This window comes from Sphingomonas sp. (genome assembly GCF_035490575.1).
Classification (GTDB): domain Bacteria; phylum Pseudomonadota; class Alphaproteobacteria; order Sphingomonadales; family Sphingomonadaceae; genus Sphingomonas.
The window spans coordinates 1-18,834 of record NZ_DATJLI010000070.1; the positions used below are offsets into that span (position 1 = coordinate 1).

The 18,834-nt window shown below is 64.3% G+C and carries 21 protein-coding genes; 9 read left to right on the forward strand and 12 right to left on the reverse strand.

Features of this window, described 5'->3' with window-relative positions; all coding sequences use genetic code 11:
- Window positions 1-804 (forward strand): translocation/assembly module TamB domain-containing protein (locus VL973_RS05260; RefSeq protein WP_325282981.1); only part of this gene is annotated, 804 nt, incomplete at its 5' end.
- Window positions 805-824: 20 nt separating this feature from the next.
- Window positions 825-1,799 (forward strand): quinone oxidoreductase family protein, encoded by a 975-nt coding sequence (locus VL973_RS05265; protein ID WP_325282982.1) that lies wholly within the window; start codon window positions 825-827, stop codon window positions 1,797-1,799.
- A gap of 9 nt (window positions 1,800-1,808) precedes the next feature.
- Here the strand turns inward: VL973_RS05265 and VL973_RS05270 are convergent, their stop codons facing one another.
- The 5 genes from VL973_RS05270 to map all read right to left on the reverse strand — a co-directional run bounded on the left by VL973_RS05270 (window position 1,809) and on the right by map (window position 5,939).
- The gene (locus tag VL973_RS05270) at window positions 1,809-2,417 is read right to left on the reverse strand and encodes a flavodoxin family protein (RefSeq protein WP_325282983.1); all 609 of its coding nucleotides are present in this window, start codon (window positions 2,415-2,417) and stop codon (window positions 1,809-1,811) included.
- A gap of 64 nt (window positions 2,418-2,481) precedes the next feature.
- Window positions 2,482-2,958, reverse strand: coding sequence for a hypothetical protein (locus VL973_RS05275; protein WP_325282984.1), 477 nt, complete (start codon window positions 2,956-2,958; stop codon window positions 2,482-2,484).
- A gap of 120 nt (window positions 2,959-3,078) precedes the next feature.
- Entirely contained in the window at window positions 3,079-4,491 is a 1,413-nt protein-coding gene (gene glnA, locus VL973_RS05280; protein ID WP_325282985.1) for a type I glutamate--ammonia ligase, read from the reverse strand.
- A gap of 104 nt (window positions 4,492-4,595) precedes the next feature.
- Window positions 4,596-4,934: a P-II family nitrogen regulator gene (locus tag VL973_RS05285; protein ID WP_096344493.1), complete on the reverse strand. Its 339-nt coding sequence runs from the start codon at window positions 4,932-4,934 to the stop codon at window positions 4,596-4,598.
- Window positions 4,935-5,111: 177 nt separating this feature from the next.
- Entirely contained in the window at window positions 5,112-5,939 is an 828-nt protein-coding gene (gene map, locus VL973_RS05290; protein ID WP_325282986.1) for a type I methionyl aminopeptidase, read from the reverse strand.
- Between the two features lie 65 nt (window positions 5,940-6,004).
- Between map and VL973_RS05295 the strand changes: the two genes are divergently transcribed.
- The 4 genes from VL973_RS05295 to VL973_RS05310 all read left to right on the forward strand — a co-directional run bounded on the left by VL973_RS05295 (window position 6,005) and on the right by VL973_RS05310 (window position 11,424).
- Complete coding sequence (locus tag VL973_RS05295; RefSeq protein WP_325282987.1) at window positions 6,005-6,778, forward strand: competence/damage-inducible protein A; 774 nt, start codon at window positions 6,005-6,007, stop codon at window positions 6,776-6,778.
- 366 nt (window positions 6,779-7,144) lie between these two features.
- A complete protein-coding gene (locus VL973_RS05300) occupies window positions 7,145-8,470 on the forward strand; it encodes an EAL domain-containing protein (RefSeq protein WP_325282988.1) in 1,326 nt (441 codons plus the stop codon).
- A gap of 134 nt (window positions 8,471-8,604) precedes the next feature.
- Complete coding sequence (locus VL973_RS05305; RefSeq protein ID WP_325282989.1) at window positions 8,605-10,968, forward strand: ATP-binding protein; 2,364 nt, start codon at window positions 8,605-8,607, stop codon at window positions 10,966-10,968.
- Window positions 10,969-11,031: 63 nt separating this feature from the next.
- Window positions 11,032-11,424, forward strand: a complete 393-nt coding sequence (locus VL973_RS05310; RefSeq protein WP_325282990.1) for a response regulator — start codon at window positions 11,032-11,034, stop codon at window positions 11,422-11,424.
- Window positions 11,425-11,431: 7 nt separating this feature from the next.
- On the opposite strand, the gene VL973_RS05315 is transcribed toward VL973_RS05310, so the two are convergent.
- A complete protein-coding gene (locus VL973_RS05315) occupies window positions 11,432-12,721 on the reverse strand; it encodes an MFS transporter (RefSeq protein ID WP_325282991.1) in 1,290 nt (429 codons plus the stop codon).
- Between the two features lie 156 nt (window positions 12,722-12,877).
- Here VL973_RS05315 and rpsU point away from each other — a divergent pair, with 156 nt between their 5' ends.
- Together rpsU and VL973_RS05325 are read left to right on the forward strand one after the other, a co-directional pair.
- Window positions 12,878-13,084 carry a 30S ribosomal protein S21 gene (gene rpsU / locus VL973_RS05320; RefSeq protein ID WP_034160206.1) on the forward strand — a complete coding sequence of 69 codons (207 nt, stop codon included), beginning with the start codon at window positions 12,878-12,880 and terminating at the stop codon, window positions 13,082-13,084.
- A gap of 106 nt (window positions 13,085-13,190) precedes the next feature.
- Window positions 13,191-13,826: an FKBP-type peptidyl-prolyl cis-trans isomerase gene (locus tag VL973_RS05325; RefSeq protein WP_325282992.1), complete on the forward strand. Its 636-nt coding sequence runs from the start codon at window positions 13,191-13,193 to the stop codon at window positions 13,824-13,826.
- Window positions 13,827-13,863: 37 nt separating this feature from the next.
- On the opposite strand, the gene wecC is transcribed toward VL973_RS05325, so the two are convergent.
- The 6 genes from wecC to VL973_RS05355 form a co-directional block, all read right to left on the reverse strand.
- On the reverse strand, window positions 13,864-15,165 hold the full coding sequence (gene wecC, locus VL973_RS05330) for a UDP-N-acetyl-D-mannosamine dehydrogenase (protein WP_325282993.1): 1,302 nt from the start codon (window positions 15,163-15,165) through the stop codon (window positions 13,864-13,866).
- The gene (gene wecB / locus VL973_RS05335; RefSeq protein ID WP_325282994.1) at window positions 15,149-16,273 is read right to left on the reverse strand and encodes a non-hydrolyzing UDP-N-acetylglucosamine 2-epimerase; all 1,125 of its coding nucleotides are present in this window, start codon (window positions 16,271-16,273) and stop codon (window positions 15,149-15,151) included. Before wecB ends, wecC begins: the two co-directional genes overlap by 17 nt.
- A 43-nt stretch (window positions 16,274-16,316) precedes the next feature.
- Window positions 16,317-16,670 (reverse strand): VanZ family protein, encoded by a 354-nt coding sequence (locus VL973_RS05340; RefSeq protein ID WP_325282995.1) that lies wholly within the window; start codon window positions 16,668-16,670, stop codon window positions 16,317-16,319.
- A 60-nt stretch (window positions 16,671-16,730) separates the two neighbouring features.
- Window positions 16,731-17,000, reverse strand: coding sequence for an accessory factor UbiK family protein (locus VL973_RS05345; RefSeq protein ID WP_325282996.1), 270 nt, complete (start codon window positions 16,998-17,000; stop codon window positions 16,731-16,733).
- Between the two features lie 16 nt (window positions 17,001-17,016).
- The gene (locus VL973_RS05350; protein WP_325282997.1) at window positions 17,017-17,571 is read right to left on the reverse strand and encodes a TspO/MBR family protein; all 555 of its coding nucleotides are present in this window, start codon (window positions 17,569-17,571) and stop codon (window positions 17,017-17,019) included.
- Between the two features lie 63 nt (window positions 17,572-17,634).
- Window positions 17,635-18,378 (reverse strand): TlyA family RNA methyltransferase, encoded by a 744-nt coding sequence (locus tag VL973_RS05355; RefSeq protein ID WP_325282998.1) that lies wholly within the window; start codon window positions 18,376-18,378, stop codon window positions 17,635-17,637.
- A gap of 173 nt (window positions 18,379-18,551) precedes the next feature.
- Between VL973_RS05355 and VL973_RS05360 the strand changes: the two genes are divergently transcribed.
- A partial coding sequence (locus VL973_RS05360; RefSeq protein ID WP_325282999.1) for an RBBP9/YdeN family alpha/beta hydrolase occupies window positions 18,552-18,834 on the forward strand: 283 nt, incomplete at its 3' end.

Below are 18,834 nucleotides of genomic sequence, written 5' to 3' on the forward strand. Positions count from 1 at the left end.
GGCCGTGCCACGGCGGCGGCGGCGATTCCCCGGCTGAACATCACCGAGATCAACCTGCCCGAAGGGGAGGAGGAAGTCGCCACCACCACGCCCTGGCAACTCGACCTGCGCGCACGTGCACCCGGCGCGATGACCGTGACGGGCCTCGGCCTCGACAGCGAATGGTCCGCCAATCTGCGGATTGACGGGGAGCCGACCAATCCGCGCATCCGCGGCCGCGCCGACCTGATCCGCGGCGATTACGAGTTTGCGGGGCGTGACTTCGACCTTGAACGCGGTGCCATCCGTTTCGACGGGTCGGTGCCCGCCAACCCCGCGCTCGACATACAGGCCAATGCCGACACCCAGGGGTTGAACGCGACGATCCGCGTCACCGGCACCGCGCTGAAACCCGAAATCGGCTTTTCCAGCGTGCCCGCCTTGCCGGAGGACGAATTGCTGTCACGGCTGCTGTTCGGCACGTCGATCACCAGCCTGTCCGCACCCGAGGCGCTGCAACTGGCAGGCGCGGTGGCGGCGTTGCAGGAAGGTGGCGACGGGCTGAACCCCATCAACGCGCTGCGCCGCGCGGCCGGGCTGGACCGGCTCCGCATCCTGTCGGCAGACCCGCAAACGGGGCAGCAGACGGCGATCGCGGCGGGCAAGTTCATCACCCGGCGCGCTTATGTCGAGATCATCAGCGACGGTGCCGGCTATTCCGCAACCCGCGCGGAATTTCAGTTCACGCGCTGGCTGTCGGTCCTGTCGACCATCTCGACCATCGGCCGCCAAAGCGTCAATGTGCGCGTATCGCGCGATTACTGATACCCCTAGGGAGAGCGACCATGCAGACCCATGTTCAGCGCATCGACCGGACCGGCGGCCCCGACGTCTTTCAATTCGTCGGCACACCGTTGCCCGAACCGGGGCCAGGGGAAGTGCGGCTGCGCGCGACGGCGATCGGGCTGAATTACATCGACACCTATCACCGATCGGGCCTGTATCCCGTCGACCTGCCCGCCGTGCTGGGAACCGAGGGGACCGGTGTGGTCGAGGCGCTGGGCGACGGCGTGACGGGCTTTGCGGTGGGTGACCGGGTCGGCACCTTCACCACGCGCGGCGCTTATGCCACCCACCGGGTTGCGCCCGCCGATCAGCTCGTCCGTCTGCCCGACGATATTTCGGACGAACAGGCGGCGGCGCTGATGCTCAAGGGCGCGACGGCGGCTTGTCTGGTCGAGGATTGCGCGCGGGTGCAGCCGGGTCAGACGGTGCTGGTTTATGGCGCGGCGGGCGGCGTCGGCCTGATCCTGTGCGGCTGGCTAAAGGCGGCCGGCGCGCCAGTGATCGGCGTGGTGGGGAGCGAGGCCAAGGGCGAACGCGCCCGCGGCGCCGGAGCCGATCATATCGTCATCCACAAGACGCAGGACATTGCCGCGCGCGTTCGCGAACTAACCGATGGCGCGGGCGTGCCGGTCATCATCGACGGGGTGGGCGCCGCGACGTGGCAGGCATCGCTCGACAGCGCGAGTCCGCGCGGGCTGATCGTCAGCTATGGCAATGCCAGCGGACCGGTGGAGGGCGTCAATCTCGCCACGCTGGCGGCCAAGGGTTCGCTATTCGTGACGCGGCCGACACTGTTCCACTATGCCACTACCGCTGACGCGCGACAGCGTTACGCCGATGCGGTTTTCGCCCGGCTGCGTGACGGTTCGATCAACGCCGAAATCGGCCAGCGCTTCCCGCTGGAAGCAGTGGCGGAGGCGCATGATGAACTGGAGGCCGGCACCACCATCGGCAGCACCGTCCTCGTTCCATAACGCCGTTGTTCAGCCCGGATAAGGAGCGTTCTTCAGAAGCTGTGCCAAGTGAGCGGCATTGCCGGCAACCATCTTCGCAGTTTTGGTCACGGCCTCAGGTGTTTCATCCAGGTCCTTGAAATCGGTCGAACCCATCGCCTCGCCGACCCAGTAACAGGCGGCGACGGCGGGGATGGTGAAGCCGACATCGTTCAATGACTGGAACAACTGCGCCGACGACCAGTGCGCGCCGTCCTCGTTACCGACGATCGCGACGACAGCGACCTTGGAATAGCTGGGCATCCGCCCCTGATCGTCGGTCTCGCTGAGGAACGCATCGAGCCGTTCCAGCACGCGCTTCGCGACACTGCCGATCTGGCCCATCCAGATCGGCCCGCCAAAGATCAGGATATCGGCGGCCAGGATCTTCTTGCGAATGGCGGGCCATTCGTCGCCATCGCCCTCGTCGCTGCTGACGCCGGGTTTTACGTCATGCGCGGCGACGCGGATCGTCTCGGCGATGGTGACATCATGCTTGGCAAAGGCATCGGCCAGCACCGCGATCATCGCGTCGGTCGACGATTCCTTGCTGGCATCGGCTTTCAGCGAGCAATTCAGGGCAAGCGCGGTAAGGGCCATGGTCATCTCCTGTCGGTCGAGCAATCGGGACTATTCGGCGGCGATAGGGTTCCAGTGAAAAGGGCTATTCTTCAATGGGTTGGGTGGTCGGGTCGCGCGTCAGGCGTTCGGCGATCATCGCGGTCACGACCGACTGCACGATATGCAGCATCCATCGCTCCCCGGCCTTGCGTGGTCCGGCCTCAACCTCGCCCTCGGTGATACCCAGCAGCGGCGCAATGCCGGCGATGTTCACGACATAGAGTCCAGTGCCGAACAGCGCACCCAGCAAGGGCGGCGGCGTGTCGGGGAAATGGTCGCGCAACTCGGCATAGAACCGCCCAAATGCCGCCGATGCCGCCAGATGGTTGCCGAACTCGACCAGGCTGGTGCCGACATCGCCGATGGCATCGCGTGATCCCGTCGTGCGATCGATCCAGTCCACTGCGTCCCGGTCTAGCGTCTTGCCCAACACGCCCGATTTGCGTCCGCCCCACATGACTGCCGTGGTCAGGACGCCCGCAACGACGCCGCCAATCATCGCTGCCCTGCGCTTGTCCATGGTCCGATCCCTTGCTGTTGAACATGGACAAGGAGCGGGCAGGGCATCGGTTCCCCCAAAAACGAAACGGGCGCCCGACTTGTCGCCGGACGCCCGCGTCGTTCGATCGTTCAGTCGCAATTACGACGAGTAATACATGTCGTATTCGACCGGGCTGGGTGTGGTTTCGAACCGGATCACATCGGCCCACTTGATATCAGCATAGGCCTCGATCTGGTCCTTCGTGAACACGTCGCCCTTCAGCAGGAATTCATAATCTTCCTGCAGCGCGATCAGTGCTTCGCGCAGCGAGCCGCACACCGTCGGCACATTGACCAGCTCGGCAGGCGGCAGATCATACAGGTTCTTGTCCATCGCCTCACCCGGATGGATCTTGTTCTGGATGCCGTCCAGACCCGCCATCAGGATCGCCGCATAGCAGAGATAGGGGTTGGCCATCGCGTCGGGGAAACGGAACTCGACGCGCTTCGACTTGGCACCCGTGCCATAGGGAATGCGGCACGATGCCGAACGGTTGCGCGACGAATAGGCCAGCAGCACCGGTGCTTCAAAGCCCGGCACCAGACGCTTGTAGCTGTTGGTGGTCGGGTTGGTGAAGGCATTCAGCGCGCGGGCGTGCTTGATGACGCCGCCGATGAAGTAGAGGCAGGTATCCGACAGGCCGGCATAGCCGTCGCCCGCGAACAGCGGCGTCTTGCCTTCCCAGATTGAAAAATGGGTGTGCATGCCCGAGCCGTTATCGTCCTTGATCGGCTTGGGCATGAACGTGGCCGACTTGCCATAGGCATGGGCAACCTGATGCACGACATATTTATAGATTTGCATCCGGTCGGCGGTCTGCGTCAGCGTGCCGAACGTCAGGCCCAGTTCGTGCTGCGCGGCGGCAACCTCATGGTGGTGCTTGTCGCACGGCAGGCCCATCTCGAGCATGGTCGACACCATCTCGCCACGGATGTCGACAGCCGAATCGACCGGCGCGACGGGGAAGTAACCGCCCTTGGCGCGCGGGCGGTGGCCCATGTTGCCGCCTTCATATTCCTTGGACGAATTGCCCGGCAGTTCGATGTCGTCGATCTTGTAATAGCTCGACGAATAGGTGTTCTCGAACCGCACGTCGTCGAACATGAAGAATTCGGCTTCGGGACCGACATATACGGTGTCGCCGATGCCGGTCGTCTTGACATAGGATTCGGCGCGCTTCGCGGTCGAACGCGGATCGCGGGCGTAAAGCTCGCCCGTCGACGGCTCGACCACGTCGCAGAACAGGATCAGCATCGGCGTGGCCGAGAACGGATCGGTATAAACCGCGTCCAGGTCGGGCTTCAGCACCATGTCGGACTCGTTGATCGCCTTCCAGCCCTCGATCGAGGAGCCGTCGAACATCAGGCCGTCGGTCAGCTGGTCTTCATCCAGGCTCGACGCGACCATCGACAGGTGCTGCCACTTGCCCTTGGGATCGGTGAAACGCAGGTCGACCCACTCGATTTCCTCGTCCTTGATACGCTTCAGAATGGTGCCGGCGTCGGTGGCCATCAAAGTCCCTTTCGTTTCAAAAAGTCGGCCTTGCGAATCACGCAAGGAAATGTCGTTTTCGGCTTTACCAAAGCGCGTTTGCTGCGTCGCGTCAAACGGCGCCGTCAGATCGCGTCGTCATTACGTTCCCCGGTTCGGATGCGAAGTGCGGTTTCCACCGGAATGACAAAGATCTTGCCGTCGCCGATGCGGCCCGTCTGCGCGGCGGCGGCGATCGCCTCGACCACGCGGTCGGCCAGGCCGTCCTCGACCACCACCTCCAGCTTCACCTTGGGCAGGAAGTCGACGACATATTCGGCACCGCGATACAGCTCGGTATGGCCCTTCTGGCGGCCAAAGCCCTTGGCCTCGGTCACGGTAATGCCGGACACGCCGACATCGTGCAGTGCCTCTTTCACCTCATCCAGCTTGAACGGCTTGATGATGGCCTCGATCTTTTTCACGCGACGAATCCCCGCCTGTTGGAGCGATGTTGCCCAGCATCCCCTGCCGCAGCGTTTGCATCAAGTGTGAGAGCGCAAAAAGGGGCGGAAAGCGACTTCGGCAGGCGCTACCGCGCCGCGTCTGCCGAATAAACGTGCAGATCGTGCAATCGCTGCCCGATCCTTGGGCAGCTCCGATCAGGCGTAGGGCGGCTGATGCAAGCCGCCGGGGCTGGCGGTAAAGATTTCGCACCCGTCCTCGGTGATGCCGATCGAATGCTCGAACTGCGCTGACAGGCTGCGGTCGCGCGTCACCGCCGTCCAGCCATCATCAAGCAGCTTCACATCGGGGCGGCCGATGTTAATCATCGGCTCGATGGTGAAGATCATGCCGGGGCGCAGTTCCGGCCCGGTGCCGGGGCGTCCGACATGCACGACCTCGGGCGCGTCGTGAAACAGGCGCCCGACGCCGTGCCCGCAGAAATCGCGGACCACGCCGTAACGGTGCTTTTCAGCGTGGCGCTGAATGACGTGCGCGACGTCGCCCATCGTGTTGCCAGGCTTTGCCTGCTCGATGCCCAGCATCAGGCATTCATAGGTCACTTCGACCAGTCGCCGCGCCTTAAGACCGACATCGCCGACCAGATACATTCGGCTGGTATCGCCATGCCATCCATCCAGCAGCGGTGTCACGTCAACATTGACGATGTCCCCGTCCTTCAGCACCCGATCCGACGGAATGCCGTGGCAGACGACATGATTGATCGAGATGCACGAACTGTGCGTATAGCCGCGATAGCCGAGCGTCGCGGGCACCGCGCCCCCGGCCAGCATCTTTTCGCGAATGGTGTCGTCAATTACGCGCGTCTCGGTGCCGGGCACCATCAATGGCACGATCGCGTCAAGGATTTCCGCGGCCAGCCGACCCGCACGGTGCATACCGTCAAAGGCATCGCGGCCATAAAGGTGGATCGCCCCGTTGCGCGACAGGGGGGCGTCGGAGGATACGGTCACATACTCGGTCATGGCCGCCACATAGCCTTTCGGCCGGGACTTTGCGAGGGGCCGAGTGCGGGCTATGCCGCTTGCCCATGAGCGAACGCATCTGGACAGCGGGCCTTGTGGTCATCGGCGATGAAATCCTGTCGGGTCGGACGCAGGACAGGAATGTCGCGCAACTGGCGGTGTGGCTGAACGTGCAGGGCATCCGCCTGTCCGAAGTGCGGATGGTTGCCGACCGCACGCCCGCGATCGTGGAGGCGGTGAACACGCTTCGCACGCGATATGATTATTGCTTCACCACCGGCGGCATCGGCCCGACGCATGACGACATCACCGTCGATGCGATTGCCGAAGGGCTGGGTGTTCCCGTCATCGTCCATCCCGAAGCGCGCGAGGAGCTGGAGGCGCATTACGAAACGCGCGGCGGCCTGACCGAGGCGCGGCTGCGGATGGCGCGGGTGCCCGATGGTGCGACCCTGATCGCCAATCGCATGTCGGGCGCACCAGGCATCCGGCACGGCAATGTCTTCATCCTGGCGGGCGTGCCGCACATCACCGCGGGTATGCTGGCGGCGCTGACCGGCACGCTGGAGGGCGGTCGCCCGCTGGTCAGCCGAACGATCGGATGTTGGGTAGCCGAAAGCGAAGTCGCCGAACTGCTGCGCGCGGTAGAGCGCGACCATTGTGGCGATGCGAAAGACGCCGCGGTGGCGATCGGCAGCTATCCGTTTTTTCGCGAAGGGCGGGTCGGCGCGAACTTCGTCGTGCGCGGTGCCGACGGCGACGCCGTAGCGCGTTGTATTGCCGATCTGTCGGAACGGCTGGCGCTGGCCGGCTACAACGTCACGCCCGACGGTATCTGACCACCGCGGCCACGCCAATCGGACTTCGCCAGAAACAATAAAGCCACCTGGCAAGGTGGCTTTGGAGCATCGCGTCTGTGGAATCGGCCACAGCGTAGCGGTGACAGATGGGCCGGGCCGGTCGCGACGTTGCGAGACCGACCCGGCACCGATGGGATTCAGAACGGCCGAATGGTCTGGCCGTAGGTTTCCCGGAACAGGACGTCGAACATTTTTCTTCTCCACGAGGCCATCTGGCCTCGAAAAGAAAGTTAATGGGAAATTAACCCTGCGACAAGGCGCTGGCCGGGATTTTGCGACGTGTCGTTGTCCCGGTTCGATGCAGTTAACCCGATGGAAAGGGTAGCGGCCTAGTCCGGGGGCGAAATGTCGCTTGGTATTCCCTCGTTCGACCGCGATCCGCCACTGGCGGCGCCTGCGCCCGTCCGCGACCTGATCGCGCAGGGCGCGCTGGCTGCATGGCGGTTGATGCTGGGGGTCGAAATTTGCAATTTCGCGCTGCTTCGCCGCAGTCTGGGACGTCCGCGCGCCGACCTGCTGATCGACGATGTCGCGAACGAGGTCCGGCGAACCCTCCCCGGCGCACATGTCGTGGCGGTCGGGAGAACCGCGATCGAAATCGGTTTCGACGGCGCATTGCCGTCTGACGCCAACGAGGCAATCGACCGGATTACCGCGCGCTTCGCATCGCCGCTCGATATTGACGGCGAACCATATGCGATCGAATTTGTGGTCGCCGGGGCCGCGATCCCCAGCCACGAATGCGACGAGGTCCGTTTCGCCGAGGGTCTTGAGGCAGCACTTGCCGAAGCACGATCGGCGCAAAAGACGGTGGTCCACGACCTGAGCCGCGCCGATAGCGGTTATGATCGCACGTCGCTGATGCGCGATTTGTCGGCCGCTATTGGCAACGGGGAAATCTTTCTCCAATATCAGCCCAAGGTGCATCTGCGCCGGCAGGAGATTGTCAGTATCGAGGCGCTGGTGCGCTGGCACCATCCGCAACGCGGCCTGATCTTTCCGGGCGATTTCATTCCCCTGGCCGAAAGTTCGGGCAAGATCGGCGCATTGACGATCTGGACGATTCAGCAGGCGATCCTCGATCAGCAATTGCTGGCGATGTCGGGACACGACATCCCGATCTTCGTCAACATTTCCGGCGTGCTGCTGGCGGATGCCGATTTCGTCGATGCCGTTTGCGTGATGAAACGGGAAACATCGGCCAAGATCGGGTTTGAGATTACCGAAACCGCCGTGATCCGCGATCCCGACAGCGCGATCCGGCATTTGCGGATGTTCGACGACATCGGAATCACGCTGGCGATTGACGATTATGGCGCCGGGCTGTCGAGCCTTGCCTATCTGAAACAATTGCCCGCGCGTGAGTTGAAGATCGACAAGATGTTCGTGCTGGAATTGACCAGCAGCAACCGCGACCCGCTGATCGTGCGCTCGACGATCGATCTGGCCCACGCACTCGACATGGAAGTGACGGCGGAAGGCGTCGAGACCCCGGCGGCGCTGGCGTTGCTGGGCGTCATGGGATGTGATGTGGCGCAGGGTTTCCTGATTAGCCGCCCGATCGCCTTCCCGGCGCTCAAGCAATTCCTCGATGAAGATCGGCATCTGAGCGCAACGGCGGTCACGCGGCCCAGCTTCGGGCGGCCCGAAAGCTTCTGGAAGCGCGCCTGATCCGCTTCGTTGACCCGAAATCAACCTTCTTCGCGCATCACGGCACGATGCGGATGCTGAGCTTTTTTGTCGGGTTTTTCCTTAGCCTTTGCGCGCTGTTCGCTCCGCAAGCAGCCGCGGCCATACCAGACAAATTGCCGAAGGCGGTCGCCGACACGCTGGATTCGGCTCGGACGTTGATGCTCAACGATCCCGAAGCGGCGTTCGCAAAGGCAGCGACAGCGGAACGTCAGGCGCTGTCCATCGGTAACCGGGCCGTGCGCGGGAAGGCGCTTGCGACGGCGCGCTGGCTCGGGAGCGAGGCCCTGATCCGCACGTCGCGCGCCGCGGTAGCGCTTCCACTGGCGGAGAACGCCGGCCTTCTCGCCAACGCAACCGACCAGTCCAAGCTTTACGGCGACATTCTGTTGTCGCAGGGGAGCATTCATGCACAGCAGGTCCGAGCAGCCGAGGCTCTGAAGCTCTATCAGTCCGCCTATCGAGCCTTTGTCGATGCAGGGGATCGGCGTGGGCAGGCCATCGCCCTGCAAAGCATCGCCATACTTTATAGCGACGGACGGGATTTCGAGAATGCCGATCGCTATTATCGGCAGGCGGAAGAGGCGTTCGACGGCGACGACATGCTTGCGCTGGCGCTTTATAACAACCGGGCCACGGCGCTGATTGGGCAAGAGCGCTACGGCGACGCGCTCGATCAGTATGCACGGGCACTGGCGATCGCGCGCAAGCGTGAATTGACGCCGCTCATCGTCCGAATCCTGACGAACATGGCCCATGCCGAAATCGAGCGCGACGAACCGGATCGAGCGGCGTCATTGATCCGTGCCGCACGGAGCTTGAATGTGGGAACGTCAAACTCGGGCGACCAAGCTCAAGTTGCGACCGTATCGGCCAAGCTGGCGCTGACGCGCGACGATCTCGCGTCCGCGGGGCGCTGGATCGAGCCGGTGTTTCGCGATGTCGACCTGGACACCACCGATGCCGCGTTTCGCGACGCGCATGTCGTCGCCGTCGAACTATATCAGCGGAACGGCGACGATGCGCTCGCGCTCGCGCATTTGCAGGCATTGCGGCGGCTGACGGATGAAGCGACCAAGCTGGCGGCATCGACCAACACCGCGCTGATGGCCGCGCGCTTCGACTTCGCCAATCAGGAATTGCGGATCGCAAGGCTGAAGGCCGAGGAATTGCGCGCCAGCGTGGCGCTTGAACGGTCGCGTGCGCAGTTCCAGCGCACTTTGCTGATCTCGGTCGCCAGCGCAGCCGCCGTTATCGTCACGCTGCTCAGCTTCGGCCTCGTCACCATCCGCCACAGCCGCAATCAGGTGGCCGCTGCCAATGTCGAGCTTGAGGCCAGCAACCAGGCGCTGGAGCGGGCGCTGGCGGCCAAGACCGAGTTTCTGGCGACCACCAGTCATGAAATCCGCACTCCGCTGAACGGCATTCTGGGCATGACGCAAGTGATGCTGGCCGACCGCGCGCTGGGCGCGGCGCATCGCGACCGGGTGCAGGTGGTGCATGGTGCCGGACTGACGATGCGCGCGCTGGTCGACGACATTCTGGATGTCGCGAAGATGGAAACCGGAAACATGGCCATTGCGCCCGAACCCGCCGACCTGCGCGCGACGCTGGACGATGTGGCGCGGCTGTGGAGCGAACAGGCGCTGGCAAAGGGGCTGGCGTTCGATGTGGATCTGGACCGGGCGCCGCGCTGGATCGAAACCGATGCGGGGCGCGTGCGGCAACTGGTGTTCAACCTGTTGTCCAACGCCCTGAAGTTCACCGATGCCGGTTCGATCGGTCTGTCGGCGGTCATCCTGGACGGCGGGCGGCGCTTTCACATTTCGGTCAGCGATACCGGCATCGGGATTCCGCCGGAGAAACATGCGGAAATCTTTGAATCGTTCAAGCAGGCCGATTCGACCACAACCCGGCAATATGGCGGCACCGGACTGGGCCTGACGATCTGTCGCAATCTGGCCCGTGCGCTGGGGGGTGACATTGCCGTCGACAGCGCGCCCGGTCGCGGCGCGACCTTTACCGTCACGCTGCCGCTGGTGCCGGTGGATGCGCCGGAAGTCGCCGTGAAGCCCGCCGCCGGCGACGCGCTGCTGCTGCTCGAGGCAAATCCGATTGCGCGCAGCATGTTGCGGACCCTGCTCGCGCCCCGCGCGGGGGAAGTCGTTGCTGTCGCAAACGCCGATGCCGCGATTGCAGCGATCGGCGGCGCGAGCCGGCTGCTCGCGGATGCTGGAACACTCGGCGTGGATGACGACAGCCGCCTTTCGGCACTGAAACCGCTGTTGGCCGCGGCGGCGGAACGTTCGGTCGCGCTCTTTGTTCTGTGGAAGCAGCCGTCAGACGCTGTCGTTCGGTGGTTCACCGAAACCAACGGTGTGACATTGATCGAAAAACCGATCGCCGGTCCCGCCCTGGCCGCGCGCCTTTTCGAGAGGAAGGCTGACGGTGAACTGCCTCTTGCCTCGAACGCCGCTTGATCGGATAGCGGGCGCCATGGTCGCAAACCACATCCGTAACGATTATCAGCCGGACAACCGGCGATGAACGTTCTTTTCATTGAAGACGATGCGATGAACCGTCGCGTCGTCAGGGACATGCTCGACGTCGCCGGGGCGATCATGGCCGAGGCGGACCGGGCGGAAGAGGGGCTTCGCCGCATCGATGCGGAGGATTTCGACGTCATCCTTGTCGACCTGAGAATGCCGGGGGTCGACGGGTTCCAGACGATCGAGCGTATCCGCGCGCGCCCCGACGCCAAGGGCGAGCTGCCGATTATCGTGGTGACGGCCGACACCGCGCCCGATCTGACCGCGCGCTGCAAGCAGTTGGGCGCGGACGAGGTGCTGTTCAAGCCGGTGGCGATGGACGCGCTGTTCGACGCGATTGGGCGTATTCTGGCAGCGCGATCGGGTGAAGGCGACCTGATCCTCTGAGTCGGGATCAGTCCTCGGCGATCAGGCTGTGGTCGCGGGTGTCGCGCATCATCAGATAGGTGATGAGTGACACGCCGATCATCACGGTCACATACCAGTAGAACCCGGCCTCGATCCCTGCATTCTTGAACCACAGCGCGATATATTCGGCGGTGCCGCCGAACGCGGCGTTGGCGATGGCATAGGGCAGGGCGACGCCCAGCGTGCGGATATGCGCGGGATACATCTCTGCCTTCACCACGCCCGAGATCGAGCTATAGCCGCTGACGATCACCAGCGCGCCGACACAGACCGCGAATGCCGCCCATGGGTCGCGCGTGACCGCCAGCGTGGTGAAGATCGGATAGGTGAACAGCACCCCCGCGACGCCGAATCCGACCATCAACGGCTTTCGCCCGATCCGGTCGGACAATGCGCCCGCCAGCGGCTGGATCGCCATGAAGACGAACAATGCTCCGGCAATAATGATAGACGCCGTTTCGCGCGCGAACCCGGCGGTGTTGACCAGGAACTTCTGCATGTAGATCGAATAGGCATAGAAGGCGAGCGTCCCGCCCGCCGTCAGCGCCAGCACCGTCAGGCTTTCGCGCGGGTGACGCGTCCACAATGTCCAGAATCCCGAACGCGGCGATTGCCCGGTGATGTTGTGGAAGCTCTGCGTCTCCAGCAATCCGCGCCGCAGCCAGAAGACGCTGACCGCCAGCGCGCCGCCGATGGCAAAGGGAATGCGCCAGCCCCATGCGTCGAGCGCGGCTTCGCTCATGACGTTTTGCAGGACCAGCAGCACGCCCAGCGCCAGCAACTGGCCCGAGATCAGCGTGACATATTGAAAACTTGCAAAAAATCCACGCCGCCCGCGCCCGGCCATTTCGGACAGATAAGTGGCACTGGCACCATATTCGCCGCCGACCGACAGCCCTTGCAACAGCCGCGCCGCCAGCAGGAGGGCGGGGGCCAGCACGCCCGCGCTTTGATAGGTCGGCGCGATTGCGATGATGAGCGACCCCGCACACATCAGCGCGACCGACAGCGTCAGCCCCGCCTTGCGTCCATGCCGGTCGGAATAGACGCCCATCAGCCAGCCGCCGATCGGCCGCATGAAGAAGCCGAGCGCGAACACGGCGGCGGCCTGCAGCAGTTCGACCGTGGGGTCGCCGGACGGAAAGAAATGCGGCGCGAAATAGAGCGTGAAGGCGGCATAGGCATACCAGTCATACCACTCGACCAGATTGCCCGCCGATCCGCCGATGATCGAACGCAGCCGCATTGCCCGGCCCGGAGGAGTTGCATCTGCCATCCCTCAGCTTCTAAGCCCGCGCGGGCGAAGCGCAAAGCGGGCCTTTTCGGCTTGAAATCGACCGCCATCAGGCGTAGGGCGCGGGCAACGTGCGAGGGGTGTCCCTTCGGCGACCCCTAGTTCATTGCGCTTAAAGATTCGGAGTCAGACGGCCTTATGCAAATCATCGTTCGCGACAACAATGTCGACCAGGCGCTGCGGGCGCTCAAGAAGAAGCTGCAGCGTGAGGGCGTCTATCGCGAGATGAAGCTGCGCCGTCATTACGAAAAGCCCAGCGAAAAGCGCGCCCGTGAGCGCGCCGCCGCGGTTCGCCGCGCTCGCAAGCTGGAGCGCAAGCGCCTGGAGCGCGACGGCGCCCGTTAAGGTGCCGTGACGGCCGGTCCCGATGGGCCGGCCGTTCGCTTTCATACATACCCGATCCGACCGCCGGGTGCCGATTGCCCGATGCGTCAGCACAGGACAGCTTTTCATGTCGATCACCGCCGTGCCGATCCAGCCCGTCAAGCGGGGTTATGTCGTCTGGTTGTGGATCGGTATCGCCGCTGCGCTGGTCATCGCGATGGCGCTGGCGTGGAAGGGCACCGCCGGCGTCGTGGCTGAAACGGGCACCAATGCCCAGTTTTTGGCCTATAACGCCGGGCAACCCGCTGTGGTCGAAACCGACAGCGGGCTGCAATATCAGGTGCTCGAAGCCGGCAAAGGCGGCGCCACCCCCGGCGACGACGATCTGGTGCTGGTGAACTATTCGGGCAAGCTGCGCGACGGCCGCGTGTTCGATGAAAGTCGCCAGCCGACGCCGATGTCGCCCAAGAGCGTGGTGCCCGGCTTTGCCGAGGCGCTCAAGCTGATGCCCAAGGGCGCGAAATATCGCGTCTGGATGAAGCCCGATCTGGCTTACGGGGCAGAGGCGCGGATCGACCCGCAAACCGGCGAAGAAGCCATTCCCGCCGACGCGCTGCTGATCTTCGACATCGAAATGGTCGACTTCATGCCGGAAGCCGTCGTCCGCCAGATGCAGATGCAGCAGATGATGCAGATGCAGCAGGGTCAGGGCGGCGCGCCGGTTCAGGGCGTCCCGGAAGGTGCTGCGCCGCCGCAGCCCTGACCGCTGGACGGCGACGCGAGCGCGCCGCCGCTCCTGATTAAACCGCCAGCCGCAGGCGCTCCGCAGCCGGTTGTGCCGGATTGGGTTGATCGGGCCAGATACCGCGCGTGTCATAGACCTGCTTGCCGCCGCGTTCTTCCAGCGGAACCGAGCGGAACACGTCGTGGTCCACCAGCACGATCAGGATCGGGCAAGTCTCAAGCGCGGTGTCGATGTCGATCAGCGTCGCGCCACTACCGTCGAATATGGTGGGCAGCGTATCGGCATAAGGCTCGACAATCCGCACTCGCTCGCCGAAACGCCGGGCAAGCGTGGCCGCGACCTTCAACGCGGGGCTTTCGCGGAAATCGTCGATATTGGCCTTGAACGCCAATCCCAGGCACGCGACCGGCGCGTTTGGCATCGCTTCGATCAGCGCTTCGGCACGATCGATGGTATAGCCGACCTTGGCGTCATTCACCTCACGCGCGGTGCGGATCAGGGCGGTATTCTCAGGGTCGCCATGCACCAGGAACCATGGATCGACGGCGATGCAATGGCCGCCCACGCCGGGGCCGGGTGACAGGATGTTGACGCGCGGATGGCGATTGGCCAGCCGGATCACTTCCCAGACATCAATGCCCAGATTGCCCGCCACCACCGACAATTCGTTGGCAAAGGCGATATTGACGTCGCGAAACGCGTTTTCGGTCAGCTTGGTCATTTCCGCCGCGCGCGCCGATGTCGTAACGCACGCCCCCCGGACGAAGCGGCGATAGAATTGCAGCGCTTTGCGCGCGCAACGCGGCGTGATGCCACCAATCACGCGGTCATTGTCGATCAGTTCGACCAGGATGCGGCCGGGCAGCACGCGTTCGGGGCAATAGGCGATGGCGATATCCGCGGTGCCGTCCGCGATGCCGGGAATCTTGAGGTCGGGGCGGCGTTCGGCGAGCAGGTCGCGCACCTTTTCGGTGGTGCCGACGGGCGAGGTCGATTCGAGGATCACGACATCACCCGGTTTCAGCGCTGCCGCGATCGTCGTCGCGGCATTGAGGACATAGCCGATATCGGGCGCGTGATTGTCGCCGAACGGCGTCGGCACCGCGATCACGAAAACGTCAGCAGCCTCGATCGTGGTTGAGGCGCGCAGGTTGCCGCGCGCGACCACGCCCGACACCAGGCCGTCGAGATCGATCTCTTCGATATGCACGCGGCCCGAATTGACCGTTTCGACAACGGAAGCGCTGACATCGATGCCCAGCACCCTGGCGCCGGTCCGCGCGATCACCGCCGCAGTGGGCAGGCCGATATAGCCAAGGCCCAGAACGGCGACCTTCAGTTCAGTGTCGGTGTGCATTCGCGATCAGCTCCGCAATCCGTGCCGCGGCATGGCCATCGCCAAACGGATTGTGGGCGCGCGCCATCGCGGAATAGGCCGCCTTGTCGTCCAGAAGGCTGAATATTTCGGAAACGATGCGCTCGGGATCGGTGCCGACCAGCCGCGCGGTGCCGGCGGCGACGCCTTCGGGTCGCTCGGTTGTCTCACGCATCACCAGCACGGGCTTGCCCAGCGCGGGCGCTTCTTCCTGCACGCCGCCCGAATCGGTCAGCACGATGGTCGACAGGTCGAGCGCGCGGATGAAGTGCGGATAATCGAGCGGGTCGATGCGTGCGATATTGGCGCGGTCGCCCAGCATCCGGTCCATCACCGATACGACATTGGGATTGGGGTGACAGGGGAACACGACCGCCACCTCCTCCCGCTCGGCGATGCGGTCGATGGCGCGGGCGATATTCTCCATCCCGCCGCCGAAATTCTCGCGCCGGTGCGTCGTTACCAGCACCACGCGCCGCCCGACAAAGCGGTCGGCAAGTGTATCAAGACCCGCGGCCAGATCAGGCCGTTCGGCGATCCGCGCGCGGGTCCAGAGCAGCGCGTCGATGACCGTGTTGCCGGTGACGTGCACGATATCGGCCGCGATATTCTCGCGCAGCAGTGCATCGGCGGCGGTCTGCGTCGGGGCGAAGTGCAGGTCGGCGATCGGCGCGACGATCCGGCGGTTCACTTCCTCCGGCCAGGGGTGGTAAATGTCGCCGGAGCGCAGCCCCGCCTCGACATGCGCGACGGGCAGCTTGCGGTAATAGGCGACGAGCGCGCCGACCATCGCCGTCGCGGTATCGCCCTGCACGATCACGCGGTCGGGCCGCTCGGCATCCATGACTTCGCCAAGGCCGGTCAGCAGACGGGCCGTCAGCCGGTCAAGCGACTGTCCCGGCTCCATCAGGTCGAGGTCGATGTCCGGGGTGACATCCGCAATGTCGAGCACCTGATCCAGCAGTCCGCGGTGCTGCGCGGTGACGCACACGCGCACGTCCAGACCGGGCCGTTCGCGCAAGGCGGCGATGACGGGAAACAGCTTGATCGCCTCAGGGCGGGTACCGAAAATGATGAGGATGCGGGTCATGCCCCTGCCAGTATCGCGGCAAGGTGAAACAACCGCTAACCGATCAGTTTGCTGGCGCGGGACGGCTGCGTGACCGCAGCAGTTGCACGCACGCCAGCGCCAGTGTGGCGGCGGCCATGTCGACCAGCCAATCGTCCATCTCGGCCGCGCGGCCCACCGCCATCCAGCCTTGCGCCAGTTCGATCGCCCCGCCGAACGCGGTATAACCCAGCCATTGCAGCGTCAACGATATACGCGGCCATGCCAGCGCGCTGATCGCGGGCAACATCGCAAAGGCAAGGATATGGCGCTGCTCACCCGATTCGATGATCGCACCCAGCGATCCGGGCACCAACGCAAAGAAGGTGACCGACAGGACCGCGACCGTGAACAGGATACGCATCACCATTTGGGTCATGCGATTTCCTTCGCATCTGCGGTATCAATGGTCCAGCGGGGTCGAACGCTCCGTCCCGAATCAGGCCGCGCTGGTCGTGTCGCCGCCGGCAAGCCTGGCCTCAAGCGCCGCGATACGGACCTTGAGTGCGTCGTTTTCGTCACGAGCGGCCGATGCCATCGCCTTGACCGCCTCGAACTCCTCACGCGCCACGAAATCAAGGCCGCCGATCCATTCGCGGGCACGTTCGCGCGCCGCCGACTCCGCTTCACGTCCCATGCCCGCCAGCGTGCCGGCGGCGCCGTTCAACAGCTTGGCGAAATCGTCGAAAATGCGGTTCTCGGTCTGCATGGGAACATCCTGTTGGTCAAAGCCGGATTTGGGTGGTCGCGCCCGATGGAACAAGGGTCTCCCCTTGCGGATTGCGGCGATCAATGTCCCAGGCAAGCAGCGATGCAAAGCTGAGCCAAGCCAGATACGGCACCAGCAGCCACGCTGCCGCCTGCCGCACGCGCGCAAAGGCAAAGGTGGTGGCGATGGCCAGCGCCAGGATCGCCAGGATCAGGATCGCCGCCAGGCTGACCAGGTGAAGCCCGAAGAACACCGGCGTCCAGGCAAGGTTCAGCAGCAGTTGTAGGGCGAACAGGCCAACCGCGATGCCGCGGCCCCGCGCGCCCCGCGCGTTCAGGATCATCGCCAGCGCAAGGCCCATCAGGATATACAGCACCGACCATGCGACCGGGAACGCCCAGCCCGGCGGCTGCCATTCGGGTCTCGACAGCGCTATATACCATGGATTGTCCGCGCCCGACGGCGCGACACGGCCTGACAGGAAGCCCAGCAGCAGAATCGCCGGCACCGTCACGAACGCCCAACGTGCGAACGACCAGCGCAATTGCCCCTTTGACGCGATTTCGCGCATCGCACCCCTTTTGATCCGGTTTGCCCGATCGGCGCTTCGCCCTAGCGGGCAGTGCAGCCTTCATCAATCCTGTCGCGCGCGGTGGGCGGCAATCAGGAACTCGACATTGCCCTCCGGTCCCGTGATGGGACTGGTCGTGATGCCCTGCACCGTCCAGCCGATGCCGGTCAGCCAGTCGCGCACCTCGTCGCATATGCGCGCATGAACGGCGGGGTCGCGCACCACGCCGCCCTTGCCCACCTCGTCCCGCCCCGCCTCGAACTGCGGCTTGATGAGCGCCAGCAACCGACCGCCGGGGGCGATAAAGGACAGCGGGCGCTCCAGCACCTTGGCCAGCCCGATGAAGCTGGCGTCGCACACCACCAGGTCGACGGGTTCGGGGATGTGCGCGTCGGTCAGGATACGGGCGCTGGTCTGTTCATGAACGATGACGCGCGCGTCAGACCGCAATTTCCAGGCGAGCTGATTGGTCCCCGAATCGACCGCATACACCCGCGCCGCGCCGCGCGTCAGCAATACGTCGGTAAAGCCGCCCGTTGATGACCCGACATCGATCGCGACCGCGCCTGCCACGTCCCATTCGAACTGGGCGAGCGCATGGTCCAGCTTGATTCCGCCGCGCGATACCCATGGGTGATCGCGCCCGCGCACCTCGATCGTCGCATCCTCGGCCAGCGACTGGCCCGGCTTGTCGAGCTTGCGTGTGCCCGAAAAGACCAGTCCCGCCATCACCAGCGCCTGCGCGCGCGTGCGGCTTTCAGCAAGGCCGCGGTCGACGATCAACTGGTCCAGACGCTTTTTTGGCATGGGCGCTCATAACCGCCCGCGATCGGTCGCAAAAGGGGCACGCATGGACGGCGCTGGTATTGCCCATCAATACAGTAGGAATTAAAGAGAAGGAGACGGGACCGGCGGTGCAGGCGTGTTCCCTAGCGCGACCCCGCGAGCCGCGTTCCGTCACCGATTTGAAAGGACAGGCGATGACGATCTTTACCGACGCTGCAACTCGCCCCGTGATCCTGACCGTGCCGGGCCTTGGCGGCTCGGGTCCGTCGCATTGGCAGACCTTGTGGGAGCAGAATCTTCCCGACACGCAACGCGTGGAACTCGGCATGTGGCACAAGCCGCACCGAAACGCCTGGGTCACGAAGCTGGACAAGGCAATTCGCGACGCGCGGGCGCCGGTAGTGTTGGCCGCCCACAGCCTGGGTTGCCTTGCCGTCGCGTGGTGGGCGATGCTGTCGCCCCAGCCTTATGGCTGGG

Excerpts from the sequence above, each read along its gene's own strand:
- VL973_RS05355 (WP_325282998.1), bottom strand. The coding sequence starts at position 18,378 with ATGCCAAAAAAGCGTCTGGACCAGTTGATCGTCGACCGCGGCCTTGCT.
- VL973_RS05265 (WP_325282982.1), top strand. The coding sequence starts at position 825 with ATGCAGACCCATGTTCAGCGCATCGACCGGACCGGCGGCCCCGACGTC.
- VL973_RS05315 (WP_325282991.1), bottom strand. The coding sequence starts at position 12,721 with ATGGCAGATGCAACTCCTCCGGGCCGGGCAATGCGGCTGCGTTCGATC.
- VL973_RS05340 (WP_325282995.1), bottom strand. The coding sequence starts at position 16,670 with ATGACCCAAATGGTGATGCGTATCCTGTTCACGGTCGCGGTCCTGTCG.
- VL973_RS05310 (WP_325282990.1), top strand. The coding sequence starts at position 11,032 with ATGAACGTTCTTTTCATTGAAGACGATGCGATGAACCGTCGCGTCGTC.
- VL973_RS05275 (WP_325282984.1), bottom strand. The coding sequence starts at position 2,958 with ATGGACAAGCGCAGGGCAGCGATGATTGGCGGCGTCGTTGCGGGCGTC.
- wecB (WP_325282994.1), bottom strand. The coding sequence starts at position 16,273 with ATGACCCGCATCCTCATCATTTTCGGTACCCGCCCTGAGGCGATCAAG.
- VL973_RS05325 (WP_325282992.1), top strand. The coding sequence starts at position 13,191 with ATGTCGATCACCGCCGTGCCGATCCAGCCCGTCAAGCGGGGTTATGTC.
- VL973_RS05300 (WP_325282988.1), top strand. The coding sequence starts at position 7,145 with ATGTCGCTTGGTATTCCCTCGTTCGACCGCGATCCGCCACTGGCGGCG.
- VL973_RS05295 (WP_325282987.1), top strand. The coding sequence starts at position 6,005 with ATGAGCGAACGCATCTGGACAGCGGGCCTTGTGGTCATCGGCGATGAA.
- VL973_RS05350 (WP_325282997.1), bottom strand. The coding sequence starts at position 17,571 with ATGCGCGAAATCGCGTCAAAGGGGCAATTGCGCTGGTCGTTCGCACGT.
- wecC (WP_325282993.1), bottom strand. The coding sequence starts at position 15,165 with ATGCACACCGACACTGAACTGAAGGTCGCCGTTCTGGGCCTTGGCTAT.
- VL973_RS05270 (WP_325282983.1), bottom strand. The coding sequence starts at position 2,417 with ATGGCCCTTACCGCGCTTGCCCTGAATTGCTCGCTGAAAGCCGATGCC.
- rpsU (WP_034160206.1), top strand. The coding sequence starts at position 12,878 with ATGCAAATCATCGTTCGCGACAACAATGTCGACCAGGCGCTGCGGGCG.
- map (WP_325282986.1), bottom strand. The coding sequence starts at position 5,939 with ATGACCGAGTATGTGACCGTATCCTCCGACGCCCCCCTGTCGCGCAAC.
- glnA (WP_325282985.1), bottom strand. The coding sequence starts at position 4,491 with ATGGCCACCGACGCCGGCACCATTCTGAAGCGTATCAAGGACGAGGAA.
- VL973_RS05345 (WP_325282996.1), bottom strand. The coding sequence starts at position 17,000 with ATGCAGACCGAGAACCGCATTTTCGACGATTTCGCCAAGCTGTTGAAC.